General features: G+C 56.2%; 14 protein-coding genes. 12 read left to right on the top strand and 2 right to left on the bottom strand.

All coding sequences use genetic code 11. The features are described 5' to 3' along the window. The first annotated feature begins 180 nt into the window (after positions 1–180). The 4 genes from AC2FIZ_RS10670 to rplA all read left to right on the top strand — a co-directional run bounded on the left by AC2FIZ_RS10670 (position 181) and on the right by rplA (position 4,170). Positions 181–966, top strand: coding sequence for a phosphodiesterase (locus AC2FIZ_RS10670; protein ID WP_496689900.1), 786 nt, complete (start codon positions 181–183; stop codon positions 964–966). 3 nt (positions 967–969) lie between these two features. Next, complete coding sequence (locus AC2FIZ_RS10665) at positions 970–1,833, top strand: EamA family transporter (protein WP_496694136.1); 864 nt, start codon at positions 970–972, stop codon at positions 1,831–1,833. Positions 1,834–3,020: 1,187 nt separating this feature from the next. Continuing rightward, positions 3,021–3,470, top strand: a complete 450-nt coding sequence (gene rplK, locus AC2FIZ_RS10660) for a 50S ribosomal protein L11 (protein ID WP_085823307.1) — start codon at positions 3,021–3,023, stop codon at positions 3,468–3,470. Position 3,471: 1 nt separating this feature from the next. Next, on the top strand, positions 3,472–4,170 hold the full coding sequence (gene rplA / locus AC2FIZ_RS10655) for a 50S ribosomal protein L1 (RefSeq protein WP_142636917.1): 699 nt from the start codon (positions 3,472–3,474) through the stop codon (positions 4,168–4,170). Positions 4,171–4,240: 70 nt separating this feature from the next. Here rplA and AC2FIZ_RS10650 read toward each other — a convergent pair whose 3' ends face one another. After that, entirely contained in the window at positions 4,241–5,200 is a 960-nt protein-coding gene (locus AC2FIZ_RS10650) for a phosphotransferase (protein ID WP_281995388.1), read from the bottom strand. A 401-nt stretch (positions 5,201–5,601) separates the two neighbouring features. Here AC2FIZ_RS10650 and rplJ point away from each other — a divergent pair, with 401 nt between their 5' ends. The 5 genes from rplJ (at position 5,602) to AC2FIZ_RS10625 (ending at position 16,311) form a co-directional block, all read left to right on the top strand. After that, positions 5,602–6,120 (top strand): 50S ribosomal protein L10, encoded by a 519-nt coding sequence (gene rplJ / locus AC2FIZ_RS10645; protein WP_142636913.1) that lies wholly within the window; start codon positions 5,602–5,604, stop codon positions 6,118–6,120. Between the two features lie 79 nt (positions 6,121–6,199). Continuing rightward, positions 6,200–6,574, top strand: coding sequence for a 50S ribosomal protein L7/L12 (gene rplL / locus AC2FIZ_RS10640; RefSeq protein WP_142636911.1), 375 nt, complete (start codon positions 6,200–6,202; stop codon positions 6,572–6,574). 250 nt (positions 6,575–6,824) lie between these two features. Then, entirely contained in the window at positions 6,825–10,958 is a 4,134-nt protein-coding gene (gene rpoB, locus AC2FIZ_RS10635) for a DNA-directed RNA polymerase subunit beta (RefSeq protein WP_142636910.1), read from the top strand. 49 nt (positions 10,959–11,007) lie between these two features. Continuing rightward, positions 11,008–15,249: a DNA-directed RNA polymerase subunit beta' gene (gene rpoC, locus AC2FIZ_RS10630; protein ID WP_271949832.1), complete on the top strand. Its 4,242-nt coding sequence runs from the start codon at positions 11,008–11,010 to the stop codon at positions 15,247–15,249. Positions 15,250–15,423: 174 nt separating this feature from the next. After that, complete coding sequence (locus AC2FIZ_RS10625; RefSeq protein ID WP_281973111.1) at positions 15,424–16,311, top strand: DMT family transporter; 888 nt, start codon at positions 15,424–15,426, stop codon at positions 16,309–16,311. Here the strand turns inward: AC2FIZ_RS10625 and AC2FIZ_RS10620 are convergent. Beyond that, entirely contained in the window at positions 16,296–17,102 is an 807-nt protein-coding gene (locus AC2FIZ_RS10620; RefSeq protein ID WP_496791007.1) for a putative rhamnosyl transferase, read from the bottom strand. The genes AC2FIZ_RS10625 and AC2FIZ_RS10620 overlap by 16 nt on opposite strands. 386 nt (positions 17,103–17,488) lie before the next feature. Here AC2FIZ_RS10620 and rpsL point away from each other — a divergent pair, with 386 nt between their 5' ends. The 3 genes from rpsL to fusA are packed head-to-tail and all read left to right on the top strand — an operon-like array spanning position 17,489 to position 20,482. Continuing rightward, positions 17,489–17,860 (top strand): 30S ribosomal protein S12, encoded by a 372-nt coding sequence (gene rpsL / locus AC2FIZ_RS10615; protein WP_005621086.1) that lies wholly within the window; start codon positions 17,489–17,491, stop codon positions 17,858–17,860. A gap of 15 nt (positions 17,861–17,875) precedes the next feature. Then, the gene (gene rpsG, locus AC2FIZ_RS10610) at positions 17,876–18,346 is read left to right on the top strand and encodes a 30S ribosomal protein S7 (protein WP_008756926.1); all 471 of its coding nucleotides are present in this window, start codon (positions 17,876–17,878) and stop codon (positions 18,344–18,346) included. An 18-nt stretch (positions 18,347–18,364) separates the two neighbouring features. Further along, a complete protein-coding gene (gene fusA / locus AC2FIZ_RS10605) occupies positions 18,365–20,482 on the top strand; it encodes an elongation factor G (protein WP_142636902.1) in 2,118 nt (705 codons plus the stop codon). The last annotated feature ends 137 nt before the right edge of the window (positions 20,483–20,619 follow it).

Raw genomic sequence — 20,619 nt, 5'->3', positions numbered from 1 at the left:
CGCGTTGCCCTGGGCACTGCGGCGTTTCTTGTTTTGGAGCCTTCAGCCCGTTATCAGACCTGGGCAAATCAGGGCGGAACTGATCTGTCGAAATCTGGATAATCTTTGTCGTATCCAATCGGGATGGAACCCGGCCGCCTGGCATATTTGGACAACCATGCAAGGCAAGTGGGCAGGTAGATGAAATTCATACATATCACAGATATCCACCTTGTTGACCAAGACGGGCACCTGAATGGCGGCGTTCCTTCGACCCAATTTGCCCGTTGCCTTGAGGATATCGCCAAATGGCATTCGGATGCAGCGTTTTGCGTGATATCCGGCGACCTGGCCGAGTTTGGAAGGGCTGAAGCCTATCAGGTGCTCAAGTCACATCTGGACGGTTTCCAGCTTCCTTGTCACCTGATGATCGGCAACCATGATGATCGTAAGGTTTTCAGAACGGTCTTTACGGATGACCCTGTGGATTCAAATGGCTTTGTTCAGCACAGCATCGAGATCGACGCGGGAAAGTTTATCTTTCTGGATACGACAAAAGACGGTGCGGATATGCATGAAGGCCAGCTGTGCACCTTGCGCTTGAATTGGCTGAAAGAACAGCTGATCTCGGCGGGGGATAAGCCCTGCTATTTGTTCATGCACCACCCGCCTTTTGACATCGGCATTCCCTATGTGGACGACATCCGCCTGGTCGAAGCCGAAGTGTTTTTTGAAACACTCGGTCACGGGCGTAACATTCGCCACGTCTTCTATGGGCATGTCCATCGCATGACCTATGTGAACTGGCGTGGCATCCCGTTCACCAGCCTGCCCAGCCTCAATCACCAAATCCCTCTGACTGCCGACAGTGTTGACGGGGAATTCTGTGATGAACCGCCAGCCTATGGTGTTGTGCAGATCGCGGACGACCAGATGACTGTGCACTATAACACCTTTCTGCAGCGCAATCCGCTTCATCAGACCTGAGATATGGAACTTGGCCTGATTGTTCTGGTTCTGATTTCGGCGGCGACACATCCGCTGCGGGATCTGTTGTTGAAAGACACGGCGCATCCGGTGTCCTGTTATGTTGGTGTAGCGCTGACCTGGGTCATTCTTGCGGCACTTCACGCCCGACTGGTTGGCCAGCCCCTGACCCTCAGCCGCGAGGTCTGGCCTCTGGTGCTGGTTTCTTCCCTGGGGTTGAGCTTTTATTACTATGGCACGCTTTCAGCCCTGCGCCGGGGCAACCTTTCGGTGTATTATCCGGTCATCCGGTCCTCGCCGATTGCCATCGTTGCCTTTAGCTGGCTTGCGCTGGATCAACAGTATTCGTGGCTCATCCTTGTGGGGATTTCGCTGGTCCTGATGGGCAGCCTGATGATCCAGAAATCTCCGGGCGGATTGCTGCATGATCACAAGGCTTTTGCGCTGGCTGTCATGGCGATGCTTGGCTCGGCCGCCTATTCGCTGAGCGATGCAGGCGCTATGCAAAAAACAACCCCCGCGCCTTTCCTGTTCTACTGTTATATCCTGGTGACATTGACCCTTGCCGGCATCCGGGCCTGGGAAGATCGCCATATGTCGACCCCATTTCTAGGCGTGGTACGAGGCTGGACACTCGCCCCGTGGCGGATCGTATTAGCAGGGATTGCGTCCTATCTATCCTATCTTTTTATCCTGAAAGCTTTCCAGTTAGGCGCCGAGGCCGCACCTGTCAGCGCGGTCCGGCAGGCCTCGATTCCGGTATCCGTAGTCCTTGCCGCGCTCGTCCTGAAAGAGCCGCGCTTTCTTCACCGCATCGGCTGGGCCTGCCTGATCGCGCTCGGGATATTGGCAATCACACAGTCCTGATTAGCCTTTGCGCGACAACTGGCAAGCAAGGCAGAGGTGCACCAGGTTTTCTACATCACTCGGCGAGGTGGCGAAGCGCCCAAGCTGATGATCTCGTTTGAAATCGGCGAGTAGATCACGGCCTACTCTGGTCCATTCGTGGATTTCGACGGGATGGTCGAGGGCGTGGATGACCAGAGGCAGGAGGCAAAATTTATTCGGTGGATTTTGAGGCGTCGCATTGCCCTAGCCAGTGCAGCATCTTGGCTGGCTGAACGTTTACATTGATGATCTGGCTTGGTACAAAACTGCCCTATTGATTTGACCGAATGTTTTTTTCGAAAAGTGACCACAAGGCGTTTTTCATGCGTGCGTTCATCTATTTTGTTTTCTTGATTTTGGCTGCGTGTACCGCTGATGTTTTGTCACCCGAAGTGTTGTCCTCGAAAGTAGCGCGCGCATCGTCCGCAGAGCTGTGTTCCGCATATCGGCTCCCAAGTACGACATTGCGGGGGAAACTGATGATCGAAGCAGAGTTGGCTGCTCGAAAAGTAAACCAATGTGGTTATAGCAATTATGGTCAGTACAGCCTGTCTACAGCTGGGACCAAATCCTACGAGCGACCGTTTTCATCCGAGGCAGCAGGGGGTGACTATGATTGTGATGACTTTCCGAATGGCGCAGCAGCGCAAAGGTTCTTCTTAGCCTCTGGTGGACCTGTATCTGATCCACATAATATGGATCTTGATGGCGATGGTCTCGCGTGTGAGTGGGGTGCTCAGATCAGGAGAGTATCTTCGTACCGCCGACCGGTTGCCAGCGTTAGGCGCGTGACCTCACGATGCTACACGGGTCCAAGAGGCGGAACCTACACAATCACGGCGAGTGGAAACAAGAATTATGGCGGCTGCTAAGTTGCTCTGATAGCCCGCAAGGTTGTGCATGTAGCGGGTGCAATCTCATTGGGCGATGACAGATGCTGGTTTGCTGTTGCTTAGCTTTTGTGCGAGGGTCGGTTTGGGTTCGATGTGGCTGCTTCAGGCCGTGATTCAAACCCTTGCCAACACTTCCGTTCCCCTGTAAATGCCGCCTCTATCGTCTTTGGGCGAGATTCTCTCGTGGGAGATTACCGGGATCGCGATCCCGGATCGGACCACGCAACATAATCTGGGTGAAACGCGTTTCACTTTAGTTGAAAGGAAAACCAAATGGCCAAGAAGCTTGCTGGTACAATGAAACTGCAGGTTCCTGCAGGTCAGGCGAACCCGTCGCCGCCAGTTGGTCCGGCGCTGGGTCAGCGCGGCATCAACATCATGGAATTCTGCAAGGCGTTCAACGCCAAGACCGCAGACATGGAGCAAGGCGCGCCTTGCCCGACCGTGATCACCTATTATCAGGACAAGTCCTTCACCATGGACATCAAGACGCCACCAGCGTCTTATTACCTGAAGAAAGCAGCTGGCCTGAAGCCGGTTGGCAAGCGTAATCGCCCCCGTGGTGCGGAAAACCCAGGTCGTGAGACCGTGGCATCCGTGACCTCGAAGCAGGTTCGCGAAATCGCCGAAGCCAAAATGAAAGATCTGAACGCCAACGACGTCGAAGGCGCAATGCAGATCATCCTGGGCTCGGCCCGCTCTATGGGCATCGAGGTGAAGTAAGATGGCAAAACTCGGTAAACGTACCCGCGCTGCGCGCGAAGCTGTCGCTGGCAAGGAAAACCTGTCGGTCGAAGAAGCAGTTGCCCTGGTCAAAGCCAACGCAACTTCGAAATTCGATGAGACCATCGAAATCGCTCTGAACCTGGGCGTTGACACCCGTCACGCGGACCAGATGGTTCGTGGCGTTGTTGGCCTGCCGAATGGCACCGGTAAAACAATGCGCGTTGCTGTATTCGCTCGTGGCCCCAAGGCTGACGAAGCGAAAGAAGCAGGCGCGGACATCATCGGCGCAGAAGACCTGATGGAAACCATTCAGGGCGGCACCATTGAATTCGATCGTTGCATAGCAACCCCGGACATGATGCCCATCGTTGGTCGTCTTGGTAAAGTTCTGGGCCCCCGCAACCTGATGCCGAACCCCAAGGTTGGCACTGTGACCATGGACGTGAAAGCGGCCGTAGAAGCAGCTAAAGGCGGCGAAGTTCAGTTCAAAGCTGAAAAAGGCGGCGTTGTGCACGCTGGCGTTGGCAAAGCGTCCTTCGACGAAGCCAAGCTGGCAGAAAACGTTCGTGCATTTGTGACCGCTGTTGCCAAAGCCAAGCCAACAGGCGCCAAAGGCACTTACATGAAGAAAATCGCGCTGAGCTCGACCATGGGCCCAGGCGTGACTCTGGATGTGGCTGCTGCTGCGGGCGAATAAGCCCCTAGCCTATAGCTAAAATGACTAGACCCGAACGGTAAAGGCTGTTCGGGTCTTTCTTTTTCAGCCCTCACTCATACACGGCTTGCAGGCGCAGGTTCAGGCGGTCTCTGCGAAAGCTCTCGTATTCGCTGCAGGATCTGTCCAATCGCCATAAGTCCAGCCAATCCATCACCAGACGTGCGCGCATGCACATATCCAGAACGTCCATCTGAATTGGATGGCGATATTTGCGAAAGAACATGTCTTTGTTCGTTTTCAGGATGCCGCTTTGATCAACCTGATCATCAGTGCCATCGCGAAAGATATCGGACTTTAGAAAGTCGACAATATCATATACAGCCAGCTTTTCCCGCGTTTCGGTAAAATCCAGGCCGATCATTTCGCCTTGCCCGACGATCAGATTTTGACTGTGACAATCTCCGTGTGCAAGGACCAGCAGTTCAGGGGTGCCTTTTAGCTGTAATGCCTCGTCAGTCAGATGCTGGACCATATTCCGCCCCCAGGGCTGTGCTATGTCCGGGGCAAGACGTAGCAAAGCCTGAAGCCTGTCGATCATCCAGCTAGGGCGGAAATCATAGGTCTTGATGGGTTGAAAGCTGTGCAGCTCGTTCAGCCACGATCCGGCGCGGCGATAGATGCGGCCGATCTGGTCGTCATCCAGGCTGTTATGGATAAGATCCGCAGCGGTGGGGCGGTCAATAAACTGCGTCACAAAAAACGCCTCACCCGGTGACATATAGACCGGATCGACAACCCCCGCGGTTTCGTACTGCGCAAAGTGGTCGGTCAGCTTTCTGAGCATATCAAACTCATCGCGCAAACGTCCCGTCCCGGGCGATTCCGTATCGACCTTTAGGGCATAGTCCTGGCGCGCACCTCGGACCCTGAGCACTATACGCGAGCCCGCAAAATCATGAGAACGATAGACGCACTCGAAACCCGCCGGTCCATCCTCTGGCGTTTGATCCAGGAACTCCTGAACAAAGCCGCGCGCGCGTTCGTATTCGTCTGTGGTGAGGGTCAGCATTCAGGGATGGATACCTAAGAAGAAAGGGGCTTAGCCAGACTGGACCTCAGCGTATGGAACATGTCAATCTAGGACACTGTTCCGATGCCGGCTGCGCTGCTCGATCATTTCCGGTTTCGGCCCAATTTACCCCTTGGAAACCCGGCGTAACTGCCATAAAGAGAGCTGCGAAGTAAAGCGTGCGATTCGTCGTGCGCTTTATTTTGTTTCGTCCAAGACGGTGGGTGGTGTCATCTGACCCCTTAATTACCTGCCTGAGACGGGTAAGACCAAAGAATTCTGAGGGCTTCGATCCTCGGGCGAATTTTGGCTGATCCCGTAACAACGGACCTGAACGCCGGAGCGTAAGCTGCGGCAAATATGAGCCGGGGTGAGATATCACCCCTAACTTGGAGAAAACTGTGGATAGAGCCCAGAAAGAGAAAGTGGTCGACGAGCTCGGCCAAATCTTCGAAAGCTCTGGCGTCGTAGTGGTTGCACACTACGCCGGTCTGACAGTTGCCGAGATGCAGGACCTTCGCGCACGTGCTCGTGACGCGGGTGGTGCCGTGCGTGTTGCCAAGAACAGGCTCGCCAAAATCGCCCTCGACGGAAAGCCATGTGAAAGCATTGCCGACCTGCTGACGGGGATGACCGTTCTGACCTATTCTGAGGACCCTGTGGCAGCAGCCAAAGTGGCCCAGGACTACGCCAAAGAGAACCAAAAGTTCGAAATTCTTGGCGGTGCAATGGGTGAGAACGCTCTGGATCGTGCCGGCGTTGAAGCCGTGTCCAAAATGCCTTCGCGCGAGGAGCTTATTGCTACTATCGCGGGCATGCTGGGCGCACCTGCTTCGAACATCGCTGGCGCAATTGGCGCACCTGCAAGCAACATCGCAAGCATCCTTTCCACCATCGAAGAGAAGGCGGAAGCTGCGTAAGCGGTTGGCACTGAATGATCTGCGTAGGGTAGTCACCCTGACGTTGGAACACACACTGTAAACGGAAAGAGCTGATAAAATGGCTGATCTGAAAGCACTCGCAGAAAGCATCGTGGGTCTGACCCTGCTGGAAGCACAAGAACTGAAAACCATCCTCAAAGACGAATATGGCATCGAGCCCGCAGCAGGCGGCGCAGTTGTCATGGCAGCCGGTGGCGACGCCGGTGGCGCAGCTGAGGAAGAAAAAACCGAATTCGACGTCGTTCTGAAGAACGCCGGCGCTTCGAAAATCAACGTGATCAAAGAAGTTCGCGGCATCACCGGTCTGGGCCTGAAAGAAGCCAAAGAGCTGGTCGAAGCTGGCGGCAAGATCAAAGAAGCTGTGTCGAAAGACGAAGCCGAAGACATCAAAGGCAAGCTGGAAGCAGCTGGCGCCGAGGTCGAACTGGCCTAAGTCAGTCTTTTGGTGCATCGCAGATGCACCGGAAATTTGGCTGGTCCCGGAGAAATCCGGGTCCAGCCGAACCTGTCTTAGAAAGGACCTCATGGATTGGGGTGTTTTCTAAGACGCGGTTCATGGATCGGGAGGCCGCCATTCGGGACGGTGGCCACGAATTGATCCGGACGTGTTGTCTCTAATGTGCAAGGCACCGGGGCCCGACGGTGTCTTTGTCCGCTGAGAACATCGAAAGGTGACATCTGACATGGCTCAATCGTTCCTTGGCCAGAAACGTCTTCGGAAATATTACGGCAAAATCCGCGAAGTGCTGGAGATGCCGAACCTCATTGAGGTACAAAAATCTTCATATGATCTATTCCTGCGCTCCGGCGATGCAGATGTGCCGACAGACGGCGAAGGCATCAAAGGCGTGTTCCAGTCGGTTTTCCCGATCAAGGATTTCAACGAAACCTCCGTTCTGGAGTTCGTGAAATACGATTTGGAAAAACCCAAATACGACGTCGAAGAGTGCATGCAGCGCGACATGACCTACAGCGCGCCGCTGAAAGTCACTCTGCGTCTGATCGTGTTTGATGTCGACGAGGACACTGGCGCCAAGTCGGTCAAAGACATCAAGGAACAGGACGTGTTCATGGGGGATATGCCCCTGATGACACCAAACGGGACGTTCATTGTGAACGGTACCGAGCGTGTGATCGTGTCCCAAATGCACCGTTCGCCCGGTGTGTTCTTTGACCACGACAAGGGCAAGACCCATTCCTCGGGCAAGCTGTTGTTTGCCTGCCGCATCATCCCGTATCGCGGCAGCTGGCTGGACTTTGAGTTCGACGCCAAGGACATCGTGTTCGCCCGTATCGACCGTCGCCGCAAACTGCCTGTGACAACGCTGCTGTATGCGCTGGGTCTGGATCAAGAAGCGATCATGGACGCCTATTACAACACGGTGTCGTACAAGCTGGACAAGAAGAAGGGCTGGATAGCACCGTTCTTCCCCGAGCGTGCACGCGGTACGCGTCCGACCTATGACCTGATCGACGCCAAATCCGGTGAAGTGATTGCCGAAGCGGGCAAGAAAGTTACCCCGCGCGCGGTCAAGAAGCTGATCGATGAAGGCAACGTCACCGAGCTGTTGGTTCCGTTCGATCACATCGTCGGGAAGTTTGTCGCCAAGGACATCATCAACGAAGAAACCGGCGCGATCTATGTCGAAGCTGGTGATGAGCTGACGCTGGAATACGACAAAGACGGCGAGCTGATCGGAGGCACCGCGAAAGAGCTGATCGACGCGGGCGTCACTGATATTCCGGTTCTGGATATCGACAACATCAATGTCGGCCCCTACATGCGCAACACCATGGCGGCAGACAAGAACATGGGCCGCGACACAGCGCTGATGGATATCTATCGCGTCATGCGCCCGGGTGAGCCGCCCACCGTCGAAGCGGCCTCGGCGCTGTTCGAAACGCTGTTCTTTGACAGCGAGCGCTATGACCTGTCCGCCGTTGGCCGTGTAAAGATGAACATGCGTCTGGCTCTGGATGCGCCCGATACGCTGCGCACCCTGCGCCGCGAAGACATCGTGGCCTGCATCAAGGCTCTGGTTGAACTGCGTGACGGCAAAGGGGACATCGACGATATCGACCACCTCGGCAACCGTCGTGTGCGTTCGGTCGGCGAACTGATGGAAAACCAGTACCGCGTTGGCCTGCTGCGCATGGAGCGCGCGATCAAAGAGCGTATGTCGTCGGTCGAGATCGACACCGTCATGCCTCAGGACCTGATCAATGCGAAACCGGCTGCTGCTGCTGTCCGCGAATTCTTCGGCTCGTCGCAGCTGTCGCAGTTCATGGACCAGACCAACCCGCTGTCGGAAGTTACCCACAAACGCCGCCTTTCGGCGCTTGGCCCCGGTGGCCTGACACGCGAGCGTGCGGGCTTTGAGGTGCGCGACGTTCATCCGACACACTATGGCCGGATGTGCCCGATTGAAACGCCGGAAGGCCCGAACATCGGTCTGATCAACTCGCTGGCGACCTTTGCCCGTGTGAACAAGTATGGCTTCATCGAAACACCGTACCGTGTCGTCAAAGACGCCGAGGTGACCGATGAGGTTCACTACATGTCCGCGACCGAGGAAATGCGTCACACGGTGGCACAGGCGAACGCGACACTGGATTCGGATGGCAAGTTCATCAACGATCTGGTTTCGACCCGTCAGTCAGGTGACTACACTCTGGCCCCGCGCGAGAATGTGGACCTGATCGACGTCAGCCCAAAACAGCTGGTATCGGTTGCTGCATCGCTGATCCCGTTCCTTGAAAATGACGATGCTAACCGCGCTCTGATGGGCTCGAACATGCAACGTCAGGCGGTTCCGCTGCTGCGGGCCGAGGCACCGCTGATTGGTACCGGAATCGAGGAAAAGGTTGCGATTGACTCAGGTGCTGCGATTCAGGCGAAACGCGCCGGTATCATCGATCAGGTCGATGCCCAGCGTATCGTTATCCGCGCGACTGAGGATCTGGAACTGGGCGACGCTGGCGTTGACATCTATCGTCTGCGCAAATTCCAGCGGTCGAACCAGAACACCTGCATCAACCAGCGTCCGCTGATCAAAGTGGGTGACACCGTCCAGAAGGGCGAAGTCATTGCTGATGGTCCGTCGACCGATATGGGTGAACTGGCCCTGGGTAAGAACGTGGTCGTCGCGTTCATGCCGTGGAACGGTTACAACTACGAAGACTCGATCCTGATCTCGGAACGTATTGCGCGTGACGACGTCTTTACCTCGGTCCATATCGAGGAATTTGAAGTCGCCGCCCGTGACACCAAGCTGGGTCCGGAAGAGATCACCCGCGATATTCCGAATGTCGGTGAAGAAGCGCTGCGTAACCTCGACGAGGCGGGCATCGTTTACATCGGCGCGGATGTTGAACCGGGCGATATCCTGGTCGGCAAGATCACTCCGAAGGGCGAAAGCCCGATGACCCCGGAAGAAAAGCTGCTGCGCGCTATCTTTGGCGAAAAAGCATCTGACGTGCGCGACACTTCGCTGCGCGTGAAGCCGGGCGATTACGGTACGGTCGTTGAGGTCCGCGTCTTCAACCGTCACGGCGTCGAGAAAGACGAGCGTGCGCTGCAGATCGAGCGGGAAGAAGTCGAACGTCTGGCCCGTGACCGGGACGACGAGTTGGCGATCCTGGACCGCAACATCTATGCGCGTCTGCAAGGCCTGATCATGGGTAAAACCGCGGTCAAAGGCCCGAAAGGCGTCAAGCCAGGGTCGGTGATCACCGAGGACCTGTTGGAAACCCTGACCCGTGGTCAGTGGTGGCAGCTGGCGCTGGAAGATGAGCAGGACGCACAGATCGTTGAGGCTCTGAACGAGCAGTACGAAGTGCAAAAGCGTGCTCTGGACGCCCGTTTCGAAGACAAGGTCGAGAAGGTTCGTCGCGGCGACGACCTGCCGCCGGGTGTGATGAAGATGGTCAAAGTCTTCATCGCCGTGAAGCGCAAGCTGCAGCCGGGCGATAAGATGGCCGGTCGTCACGGGAACAAAGGTGTAATTTCCAAGGTTGTTCCGATGGAAGACATGCCGTTCCTGGCCGATGGTACGCCGGTTGACTTCTGTCTGAACCCGCTGGGTGTTCCTTCGCGTATGAACGTTGGTCAGATCCTTGAAACCCACATGGGTTGGGCCGCGCGCGGTCTGGGTCTGAACATCGACGACGCGCTGGGTGAATATCGCCGCTCTGGCGACCTGACCCCGGTTCGCGAAGCAATGAAGCTGGCCTATGGCGACGATGTCTATGAAGAAGGCATCACTGGCATGGACGAGGGTCACCTGATCGAGGCTGCGGGCAACGTGACCCGTGGTGTTCCGATCGCGACTCCGGTCTTTGATGGCGCCAAAGAGGCAGACGTCAATGACGCTCTGGTGCGCGCGGGCTTCTCGCAAAGCGGTCAGTCGGTTCTGTTCGACGGTCGTACGGGTGAGCAGTTTGCACGTCCGGTGACCGTGGGCATCAAGTACCTGCTGAAACTGCACCACCTTGTGGATGACAAAATCCACGCGCGTTCAACCGGGCCTTACAGCCTGGTTACCCAGCAGCCGCTGGGTGGTAAGGCGCAGTTTGGTGGTCAGCGCTTTGGTGAGATGGAAGTCTGGGCTCTGGAAGCTTACGGCGCCGCCTACACCCTGCAGGAAATGCTCACCGTGAAATCGGATGACGTCGCCGGCCGGACCAAAGTGTACGAGTCGATCGTCAAGGGCGAGGATAACTTTGAAGCGGGCGTACCGGAATCGTTTAACGTTCTGGTGAAAGAAGTCCGTGGCCTCGGCCTGAATATGGAACTCCTGGATGCGGAGGAAGAGTAGGGGCGGCAACGCCCCAAACTCATCCCATCCCAATTTGTAAGGACGCAAAATGAACCAGGAAATTACCAATAACCCGTTCAACCCGCTGACGCCGCCTAAGGTCTTTGACGAGATCAAGGTCTCATTGGCCAGCCCGGAACGGATCCTCTCTTGGTCTTATGGCGAGATCAAGAAACCCGAAACCATCAACTACCGGACGTTCAAACCCGAACGTGACGGTCTGTTCTGCGCGCGTATCTTTGGCCCGATCAAAGATTACGAATGTCTGTGCGGTAAATATAAGCGGATGAAATATCGCGGCGTTGTCTGCGAGAAATGCGGTGTGGAAGTCACCCTGCAGAAAGTCCGCCGCGAGCGTATGGGTCATATCGAGCTGGCCGCGCCCGTCGCACACATTTGGTTCCTGAAATCGCTGCCGTCCCGCATCGGTCTCATGCTGGACATGACGCTGCGCGATCTGGAACGCGTTCTGTACTTTGAAAACTATGTCGTCATCGAGCCCGGTCTGACCGACCTCTCCTATGGTCAGATGCTGACCGAAGAAGAGTTCATGGACGCGCAGGATGCCTATGGCATGGACGCGTTCACCGCGAACATCGGTGCCGAAGCTATCCGTGAGATGCTGGCCCAGATCGATCTGGAAGCCGAAGCCGAACAGCTGCGTGCTGATCTGGCCGAAGCAACCGGTGAACTGAAGCCCAAGAAGATCATCAAGCGTCTGAAGGTTGTTGAATCCTTCCTCGAGTCGGGCAACCGGCCTGAGTGGATGGTGATGACCGTAATCCCGGTGATTCCGCCGGAACTGCGTCCGCTGGTTCCACTGGATGGTGGTCGTTTTGCGACTTCGGATCTGAACGATCTGTATCGCCGCGTCATCAACCGGAACAACCGTCTGAAGCGTCTGATCGAACTGCGCGCACCTGACATCATCGTCCGCAACGAAAAGCGGATGCTGCAGGAATCCGTCGATGCTCTGTTCGACAATGGCCGTCGTGGCCGCGTGATCACCGGCGCCAATAAGCGTCCGCTGAAATCGCTTTCGGACATGCTGAAGGGTAAGCAGGGTCGCTTCCGTCAAAACCTTCTGGGTAAGCGCGTCGACTTCTCGGGCCGTTCGGTCATCGTGACCGGTCCGGAACTCAAGCTGCACCAGTGTGGTCTGCCCAAAAAGATGGCGCTGGAACTGTTCAAGCCGTTCATCTACTCGCGCCTTGAAGCCAAGGGTCTGTCTTCGACCGTGAAACAGGCGAAGAAACTGGTCGAGAAAGAGCGTCCCGAAGTGTGGGATATCCTCGACGAGGTGATCCGCGAACACCCTGTCATGCTGAACCGTGCGCCAACACTGCACCGTCTTGGCATTCAGGCGTTTGAACCGGTTCTGATCGAAGGTAAAGCCATCCAGCTGCACCCGTTGGTCTGTTCGGCCTTTAACGCCGACTTCGACGGTGACCAGATGGCCGTTCACGTCCCGCTGAGCCTTGAGGCCCAGCTGGAAGCACGCGTGCTGATGATGTCGACAAACAACGTTCTGTCGCCAGCAAACGGCGCGCCGATCATCGTTCCTTCGCAGGATATGATTCTGGGTCTGTACTATGTGACCCTGGAACGCGAAGGCATGCCTGGTGAAGGCAAGGTCTTTGGCTCGATCGACGAAGTTCAGCACGCGCTGGACGCCGGTGAAGTGCATCTGCACACCAAGATCACTGCGCGGATTACTCAGATCGACAGCGAAGGCAATGAAGTTCAACAGCGGTTTGAAACCACTCCCGGCCGTGTGCGCCTGGGGGCTCTGCTGCCGATGAACAACAAGGCCCCGTTCGAACTGGTCAACCGTTTGCTGCGGAAGAAAGAAGTGCAGCAGGTGATCGACACCGTCTACCGTTACTGCGGTCAGAAAGAGTCGGTCATCTTCTGTGACCAGATCATGTCGATGGGCTTTAAGGAAGCGTTCCGCGCCGGTATCTCGTTCGGTAAGGACGACATGGTGATCCCTGATGACAAATGGGGCATCGTCGATGAAACCCGTAGTCAGGTGAAGGATTTTGAACAGCAGTACATGGACGGCCTGATCACTCAGGGTGAAAAGTACAACAAAGTTGTTGATGCCTGGTCGAAGTGTAACGATCGTGTAACCGAAGCGATGATGAGCACGATCTCATCTTCGGATCGGGCAGAGGACGGGTCTGAAAAGGAACCGAACTCGGTCTACATGATGGCCCACTCGGGCGCGCGTGGCTCGGTCACTCAGATGAAACAGCTGGGCGGTATGCGCGGCCTGATGGCCAAACCAAACGGTGACATCATCGAGACGCCGATCATCTCGAACTTCAAGGAAGGTCTGACCGTTCTTGAATACTTCAACTCGACCCACGGCGCCCGTAAGGGTCTGTCGGATACTGCTCTGAAAACGGCGAACTCGGGTTACCTGACCCGTCGTCTGGTGGACGTGGCACAGGACTGCATCGTGCGTGAGCTCGATTGTGGAACCGAGCGTGCGATCACTGCGGAAGCCGCGGTAAACGACGGTGAAGTTGTTGCTTCGCTAGCCGAACGTGTGCTGGGCCGTGTCTCTGCCGATGACGTTCTGCGTCCCGGTACCGATGAGGTTCTGGTCGCTGCGGGTCAGCTGATTGACGAACGTATGGCTGATATCATTGATGAGGCCGCTGTTGCGTCGATGCGCATCCGTTCGCCTCTGACCTGTGAGTCCGAGGAAGGCGTCTGTGCAACCTGCTACGGTCGTGACCTTGCACGCGGAACTATGGTCAACACGGGTGAGGCTGTCGGCATCATCGCCGCCCAGTCCATCGGTGAACCCGGTACACAGTTGACAATGCGGACCTTCCACATCGGTGGTGTTGCGCAAGGTGGTCAGCAGTCGTTCCAGGAAGCCAGCCACGACGGTGTCGTTTCGTTCGAGAACCCGCAGATCCTGGTCAATTCCGCGGGCGAAAGCCTGGTCATGGGCCGGAACATGAAGATGGTGATCAAAGACGAACATGGCGAAGAGCGTGCCAACCACAAGTTGGGTTATGGCTCGAAGCTGTTCGTCAAGGATGGCACCAAGGTGAACCGTGGCGACAAGCTGTTCGAATGGGATCCTTACACCCTGCCGATCATCGCCGAAAAGTCCGGTACCGCGAAATATGTTGATCTGGTTTCGGGCATTGCTGTCCGCGACGTGACCGACGATGCAACCGGTATGACCCAGAAGATCGTGATCGACTGGCGCGCGGCCCCCAAAGGCAGCGACCTCAAGCCTGAGATCATTCTGGTTGGCGAAGATGGCGAACCGGTCCGTAACGATGCGGGCAACCCGGTTCACTATCCGATGTCGGTGGATGCGATCCTGTCGATCGAAGACGGTCAGCAGATCGAAGCTGGTGAAGTTGTCGCGCGTATCCCGCGTGAAGGTGCCAAGACCAAGGACATCACCGGTGGTCTGCCGCGCGTTGCCGAACTGTTCGAAGCCCGTCGCCCCAAGGATCATGCGATCATCGCAGAAGCTGATGGTTACGTGCGCTTTGGCCGCGACTACAAGAACAAGCGTCGCATCAGCATTGAGCCGGCTGACGAGTCCATGGAGACCATCGAGTATATGGTGCCCAAGGGTAAGCACATCCCGGTTGCAGAAGGTGACTTCATCCAGAAGGGTGAATACCTGATGGACGGTAACCCGGCCCCGCATGACATCCTGTCCATCATGGGTGTCGAGGCGCTGGCGGATTACATGATCGACGAAGTGCAGGATGTTTATCGTCTGCAGGGCGTGAAGATCAACGACAAGCACATCGAAGTGATCGTGCGCCAGATGCTGCAGAAGTGGGAGATCCTGGATTCAGGTGACACCACCCTGCTGAAAGGCGAACATGTCGACAAGCAGGAGTTCGACGCGGCCAACGAGAAGACCCTCGCCCGCGGTGGACGTCCGGCTCAGGGCGAGCCGATCCTCTTGGGGATCACCAAAGCCTCGCTGCAGACGCGTTCGTTCATCTCGGCGGCGTCGTTCCAGGAAACCACACGGGTTCTGACCGAGGCTTCGGTTCAGGGCAAGAAAGACAAGCTGGTTGGCCTGAAAGAGAACGTGATCGTCGGTCGTCTAATCCCTGCCGGTACCGGTGGCGCAACGCAAAGCGTACAGCGCGTCGCGCAGTCGCGTGACAACGTTGTCATCGAAGCCCGCCGGGAAGAGGCCGAAGCCGCCGCTGCTCTGGCTGCGCCGATGATGGATGACGATATGGTCGGGGATGAGCTGGATGTTCTGGTGGAAACACCGGAAAGTCGCGAATAAGCGATCCTAAATTCCAAAGATCAGGCCCCGCGATTTCGCGGGGCCTTTTCATTTCAGGCTCGGGTGTGGCTCTGCATGAAGCGCCATTGGAAATGTCATGCTAGCAGAGCATTGGCGGGCGGAGCCATATTGACATCTCTTTCTTGAACGCCGCCAAATGCACTTCGTGGCCAAATGCGGAGTTCAAAAAGAGTGACGCCGAATTTCAGGGGTGCTTTGCTGATGATGGGCAGCATGGCTGCCTTCACCATCAATGACACTTTGATCAAGGCCGCCGGAGCCCAGTTACCGCTGTTTCAGATGGTTGCCATCCGCGGGGTTTTGGCGACCATTCTGGTGTATCTTCTGGCACGGTACTATGGGGCGTTGCATCTGAACTTTCCGCGTCATGACAAGTGGTTGGTCGCGGCACGTTGTCTCGCCGAATTGTTGGCGACAATTTTCTTTTTGGTCGCGCTGCTTCATATGCCGTTGGCAAACGTGACTGCCATTCTGCTGGCCTTGCCATTAACCGTAACACTTGGAGCCGCGTTGTTTTTTCAAGAGCATATCGGTTGGCGTCGGATTCTTGCCATCGTTTTCGGGTTCGCCGGTATGTTGCTGATCGTTCGCCCGGGCACGGACGGTTTCAGCATCTACGCGATATATGCTTTGATCGCAGTTGCTTCGGTAACTGCCCGGGATTTGATTACGCGACGCATGTCGGTGCATGTGCCATCACTTGCAGTAACGCTGGCAACAACCGCGACGATTACATTGACGGCGGTTCTTGTCACCTCTGTCTCGGGCTGGGTTCCGGTTCCGGCAGCCGCCGGTTCGATGGTAGCGTGTGCTGCGGTCTTTGTTCTGACGGGATATTTGTTCAGCGTCATTGTCATGCGCGCTGGTGAGATCGGCTTTATCGCGCCGTTTCGTTATTCCAGTCTGATCTGGGCGTTGGGTTTGGGCTGGGCCGTATTTGGGGACTGGCCCGACAGGATTACGATGGCGGGGGCGGCCTTAGTGGTTGGGGCAGGAATGTTCATGCTGTTCCGTGAAAGGACTCGTCAATCTGCCGAATGAATGCGGCGAACGGCGTCCTGGTCGATGGCGAACCGTGCGATGAATTCGCCTTCCTGCTCAGAGGTTAGGGGGGACAGCTCGGTCCTACTGTTTCGCGCATGCGGAGAATCGTTGAACTGGTTAAGCGTGCGGACCCACATAGGTGCATCCGGATAGCTGATAACGGGCATGAAATTTCCGATCCGGTGATGTGCGAAATTCATGATCGTCAAGTCACTCCCCCCGGCGGAGTACATTGCAAAGCCCACCCCCAGCAAAGGTTGATACACCTGTGCGGCCCGAATACCGCCCGCATCGAAACGGGCCAGGAACCCCTGATTGTAGTCAATCGCAACGGTTCTGTGGTTCCGCATTAAGCCCTGACCCTCATCTGCGGCGATGCGCAAGCGCTCAACGAAATCGACCGAAACCGCATCGTCATCATCGTGGCGGAACTGGATGCAGGGGGCGTCCGGTTTGGTGCGTGCTGAATTCAGGATCTCTTTCATGACCCTGCGATGACGCTTTGGTTCGCGCGCGATGATCTGTACTTGAGGCATGCCCGCTGTTAAGTCGTAAAGACGTTCGCGTGCCGTGTTTGGCAGGCATGCACCGATCACGATGAAAAACTGAAAATCCTCGTCGGTTTGCTCTTTTATGCAGGGCAGGCTAGTAGTTTCAAACAGGCGAAACCGCTCTTCCAGCCGGTCAGGTTGATACAGATAGGAGCGCCGGTCCTCGATCGTTTCGTGTTCGATCTGAAAGCCGCCGTGGGCGGGATAGGAAAAACGACACAGGCCAAGTATTTGCATGATTCATCCGTGGTCCAGACCAATGGGCTGACTATGCCTGCACGGACCTGTTCCTGCAACGGGCGGTAAGACTGGATGAGCTTTGGTTCCAGCGCGAAACGGCCTGATGTGGAACGGATCAGCTGCACTGTTGACACTGGGTCCGACTCCCCCTATTACGCGCCACATCTCGGTACCGGGGGCCGCCCCAAAACCGATTTCAGTAATGAACTGGTCAAGGCCCGAACTCTTTTATCGTTCGCGCCCTCTGATAACAAACCGCGACGTTCACCTCGGAATGGGAACGCTCGCGGGTTTTGCGCTTGTGGACGCACGAGTGCAGCGAATTTAACCGCACGCATCACGCGTGCATGTCATGTGTGTTGCAAAACGGGGATATAACCGGAATGCCAACGATCCAACAGCTGATCCGCAAGCCGCGGCAGCCGAAAGTAAAACGCTCGAAGTCCATGCACCTGGAGCAGTGCCCGCAGAAACGCGGCGTCTGCACACGTGTTTACACAACCACACCGAAAAAGCCGAACTCGGCGATGCGTAAGGTTGCCAAAGTGCGCCTGACAAACGGGTTCGAGGTCATCTCGTACATCCCCGGTGAAAGCCACAACCTGCAGGAACACTCGGTTGTTCTGATCCGTGGCGGCCGTGTAAAAGACCTTCCCGGTGTCCGTTACCACATTCTGCGTGGTGTTTTGGATACCCAAGGCGTCAAAGACCGTAAGCAACGTCGTTCGAAATACGGCGCGAAGCGTCCCAAATAAGAAGGAGAGGCTGATATGTCACGTCGTCACGCCGCCGAAAAACGCGAAGTCCTGCCTGACGCCAAATTTGGCGACAAGGTACTGACTAAATTCATGAACAACCTGATGATCGACGGTAAAAAGTCGGTTGCAGAGCGCATCGTCTACAACGCCTTTGACCGCGTTGAAGGCAAGATCAAGCGCGCCCCTGTCGAAGTGTTCCACGAAGCACTCGACAACATCAAGCCGTCGGTCGAGGTTCGCTCGCGCCGGGTTGGTGGTGCAACTTATCAGGTTCCGGTCGAAGTGCGCCCCGAGCGCCGCGAAGCACTGGCCATCCGTTGGCTGATCACTGCTGCGCGTGGCCGCAACGAAAACACCATGGAAGAACGCCTCGCCGGTGAGCTGCTGGACGCTGTACAGTCCCGCGGTACCGCTGTGAAGAAGCGTGAAGACACCCACAAGATGGCCGAGGCGAACAAAGCCTTCAGCCACTACCGTTGGTAATTCCAGAGGCTTATTGAAATGGCACGCGAATATACACTCAACCATTACCGTAACTTCGGTATCATGGCGCATATTGATGCGGGTAAAACGACCTGCTCGGAACGCATCCTGTACTACACCGGCAAATCCCACAACATCGGTGAGGTGCACGACGGTGCAGCCACCATGGACTGGATGGAGCAGGAGCAGGAACGCGGGATCACCATCACCTCGGCTGCGACGACCACTTTCTGGGAACGCACCGAAGACGGTGTAACTGCTGACTCGCCCAAGCACCGCCTGAACATCATCGACACCCCCGGCCACGTTGACTTCACCATCGAAGTTGAACGCTCGCTGGCGGTTCTCGACGGTGCCGTCTGCGTTCTGGACGCAAACGCCGGTGTTGAACCTCAGACCGAAACCGTGTGGCGTCAGGCTGACCGCTATAAGGTTCCACGGATGGTGTTCGTCAACAAGATGGACAAGATCGGCGCGGACTTCTTCAACTGCGTTGCAATGATCGAAGACCGTACCGGCGCACGCGCTGTTCCGGTTGGTATTCCGATCGGCGCAGAGACCGAGTTGGAAGGCCTGATCGACCTGGTCACCATGGAAGAATGGCTGTGGCAGGGCGAAGACCTGGGCGCAAGCTGGGTCAAAGCACCGATCCGCGACAGCCTGAAGGACATGGCTGACGAATGGCGCGGTAAAATGGTCGAAGCGGCCGTCGAAATGGACGACGACGCGATGATGGAATACCTGGAAGGCAATGAGCCCGACGTTCCAACCCTGCGCGCCCTGCTGCGCAAAGGTACTCTGGAAATCGCGTTTGTTCCGGTTCTGGGTGGTTCGGCGTTCAAAAACAAAGGTGTTCAGCCGCTGCTGAACGCTGTGATCGATTATCTGCCCAGCCCGCTGGACGTTGTTGATTACATGGGCTTCAAACCCGGTGACGAAGAAGAAACCCGTAACATCGCCCGCCGTGCGGATGATGACATGGCGTTCTCGGGCCTGGCGTTCAAAATCATGAACGACCCCTTTGTTGGCTCGCTGACCTTTACCCGCATCTACTCGGGCACTCTGTCCAAGGGCGACACGCTTCTGAACTCGACCAAGGGTAAGAAAGAGCGTATCGGCCGGATGATGATGATGCACTCGAACGAACGTGAGGAAATCACCGAAGCGTTCGCGGGCGACATTATTGCGCTGGCAGGTCTGAAAGACACCACCACGGGCGACACTCTGTGTTCGACCGGCGATCCGGTGGTTCTGGAAACCATGACCTTCCCCGATCCGGTGATCGAGATCGCGGTTGAGCCGAAAACCAAGGCTGACCAGGAAAAAATGAGCCAGGGTCTGGGCCGTTTGGCCGCCGAAGACCCGTCCTTCCGTGTGGAAACTGATCTGGAATCGGGTCAGACCATCATGAAGGGCATGGGCGAACTTCACCTGGACATCCTGATTGACCGTCTCAAGCGTGAATTCAAGGTTGAAGCGAATATTGGTGCGCCGCAGGTGGCCTATCGCGAAACCATCGGTCACGAAGCCGAGATCGTTTACACCCACAAGAAACAGTCGGGTGGTTCGGGTCAGTTCGCCGAGGTGAAGATGATCATCACCCCAACAGAGCCGGGCGAAGGTTATTCGTTCGAATCTCGTGTTGTTGGTGGTTCGGTGCCCAAGGAATACATCCCGGGCGTTGAAAAAGGCATCAGATCCGTCATGGATAGCGGCCCGCTGGCTGGCTTCCCTGTGATCGACTTCAAGGTTGCCCTGATCGAAGGTAAATTCCACGATGTGGACTCTTCGGTTCTGGCCTTTGAAATCGCCGCTCGTATGGGTATGCGCGAAGGCATGCGCAAAGCGGGTGCGAAACTGCTTGAACCGATCATGAAGGTCGAAGTGATCACACCGGAAGAATATACCGGTGGCATCATCGGTGACCTGACATCGCGTCGGGGACAGGTTTCCGGGCAGGAAAACCGTGGCAACGCCATCGCGATTGACGCGTTTGTGCCGCTGGCCAACATGTTCGGCTACATCAACACCTTGCGTTCGATGTCGTCTGGCCGTGCCCAGTTCACCATGCAGTTCGACCACTACGATCCGGTTCCGCAGAACATCTCGGACGAGATCCAGGCGAAATACGCATAAGCGAAAATTTGAGGGAGCTCGATTAGCGGGCTCCCTTCATTACCGATAAAGGAGGCCATCATGGCAAAGGAAAAGTTTGAGCGTAATAAGCCGCACGTCAACATCGGCACGATTGGCCACGTTGACCACGGCAAGAC

This window comes from Ruegeria sp. CDSB022, from assembly GCF_059611145.1.
The sequence above is the reverse complement of the archived record's forward strand: the minus strand, read 5'-3'. Positions and strand labels throughout refer to the sequence as shown.

What these genes read in the sequence shown, in the direction of transcription:
- fusA (WP_142636902.1), top strand. Translation starts at nt 18,365, where the DNA reads ATGGCACGCGAATATACACTCAACCATTACCGTAACTTCGGTATCATG.
- AC2FIZ_RS10670 (WP_496689900.1), top strand. Translation starts at nt 181, where the DNA reads ATGAAATTCATACATATCACAGATATCCACCTTGTTGACCAAGACGGG.
- AC2FIZ_RS10620 (WP_496791007.1), bottom strand. Translation starts at nt 17,102, where the DNA reads ATGCAAATACTTGGCCTGTGTCGTTTTTCCTATCCCGCCCACGGCGGC.
- rpsL (WP_005621086.1), top strand. Translation starts at nt 17,489, where the DNA reads ATGCCAACGATCCAACAGCTGATCCGCAAGCCGCGGCAGCCGAAAGTA.
- AC2FIZ_RS10665 (WP_496694136.1), top strand. Translation starts at nt 970, where the DNA reads ATGGAACTTGGCCTGATTGTTCTGGTTCTGATTTCGGCGGCGACACAT.
- AC2FIZ_RS10625 (WP_281973111.1), top strand. Translation starts at nt 15,424, where the DNA reads ATGCGGAGTTCAAAAAGAGTGACGCCGAATTTCAGGGGTGCTTTGCTG.
- rplA (WP_142636917.1), top strand. Translation starts at nt 3,472, where the DNA reads ATGGCAAAACTCGGTAAACGTACCCGCGCTGCGCGCGAAGCTGTCGCT.
- rpsG (WP_008756926.1), top strand. Translation starts at nt 17,876, where the DNA reads ATGTCACGTCGTCACGCCGCCGAAAAACGCGAAGTCCTGCCTGACGCC.
- rplK (WP_085823307.1), top strand. Translation starts at nt 3,021, where the DNA reads ATGGCCAAGAAGCTTGCTGGTACAATGAAACTGCAGGTTCCTGCAGGT.
- AC2FIZ_RS10650 (WP_281995388.1), bottom strand. Translation starts at nt 5,200, where the DNA reads ATGCTGACCCTCACCACAGACGAATACGAACGCGCGCGCGGCTTTGTT.
- rpoC (WP_271949832.1), top strand. Translation starts at nt 11,008, where the DNA reads ATGAACCAGGAAATTACCAATAACCCGTTCAACCCGCTGACGCCGCCT.
- rplL (WP_142636911.1), top strand. Translation starts at nt 6,200, where the DNA reads ATGGCTGATCTGAAAGCACTCGCAGAAAGCATCGTGGGTCTGACCCTG.
- rpoB (WP_142636910.1), top strand. Translation starts at nt 6,825, where the DNA reads ATGGCTCAATCGTTCCTTGGCCAGAAACGTCTTCGGAAATATTACGGC.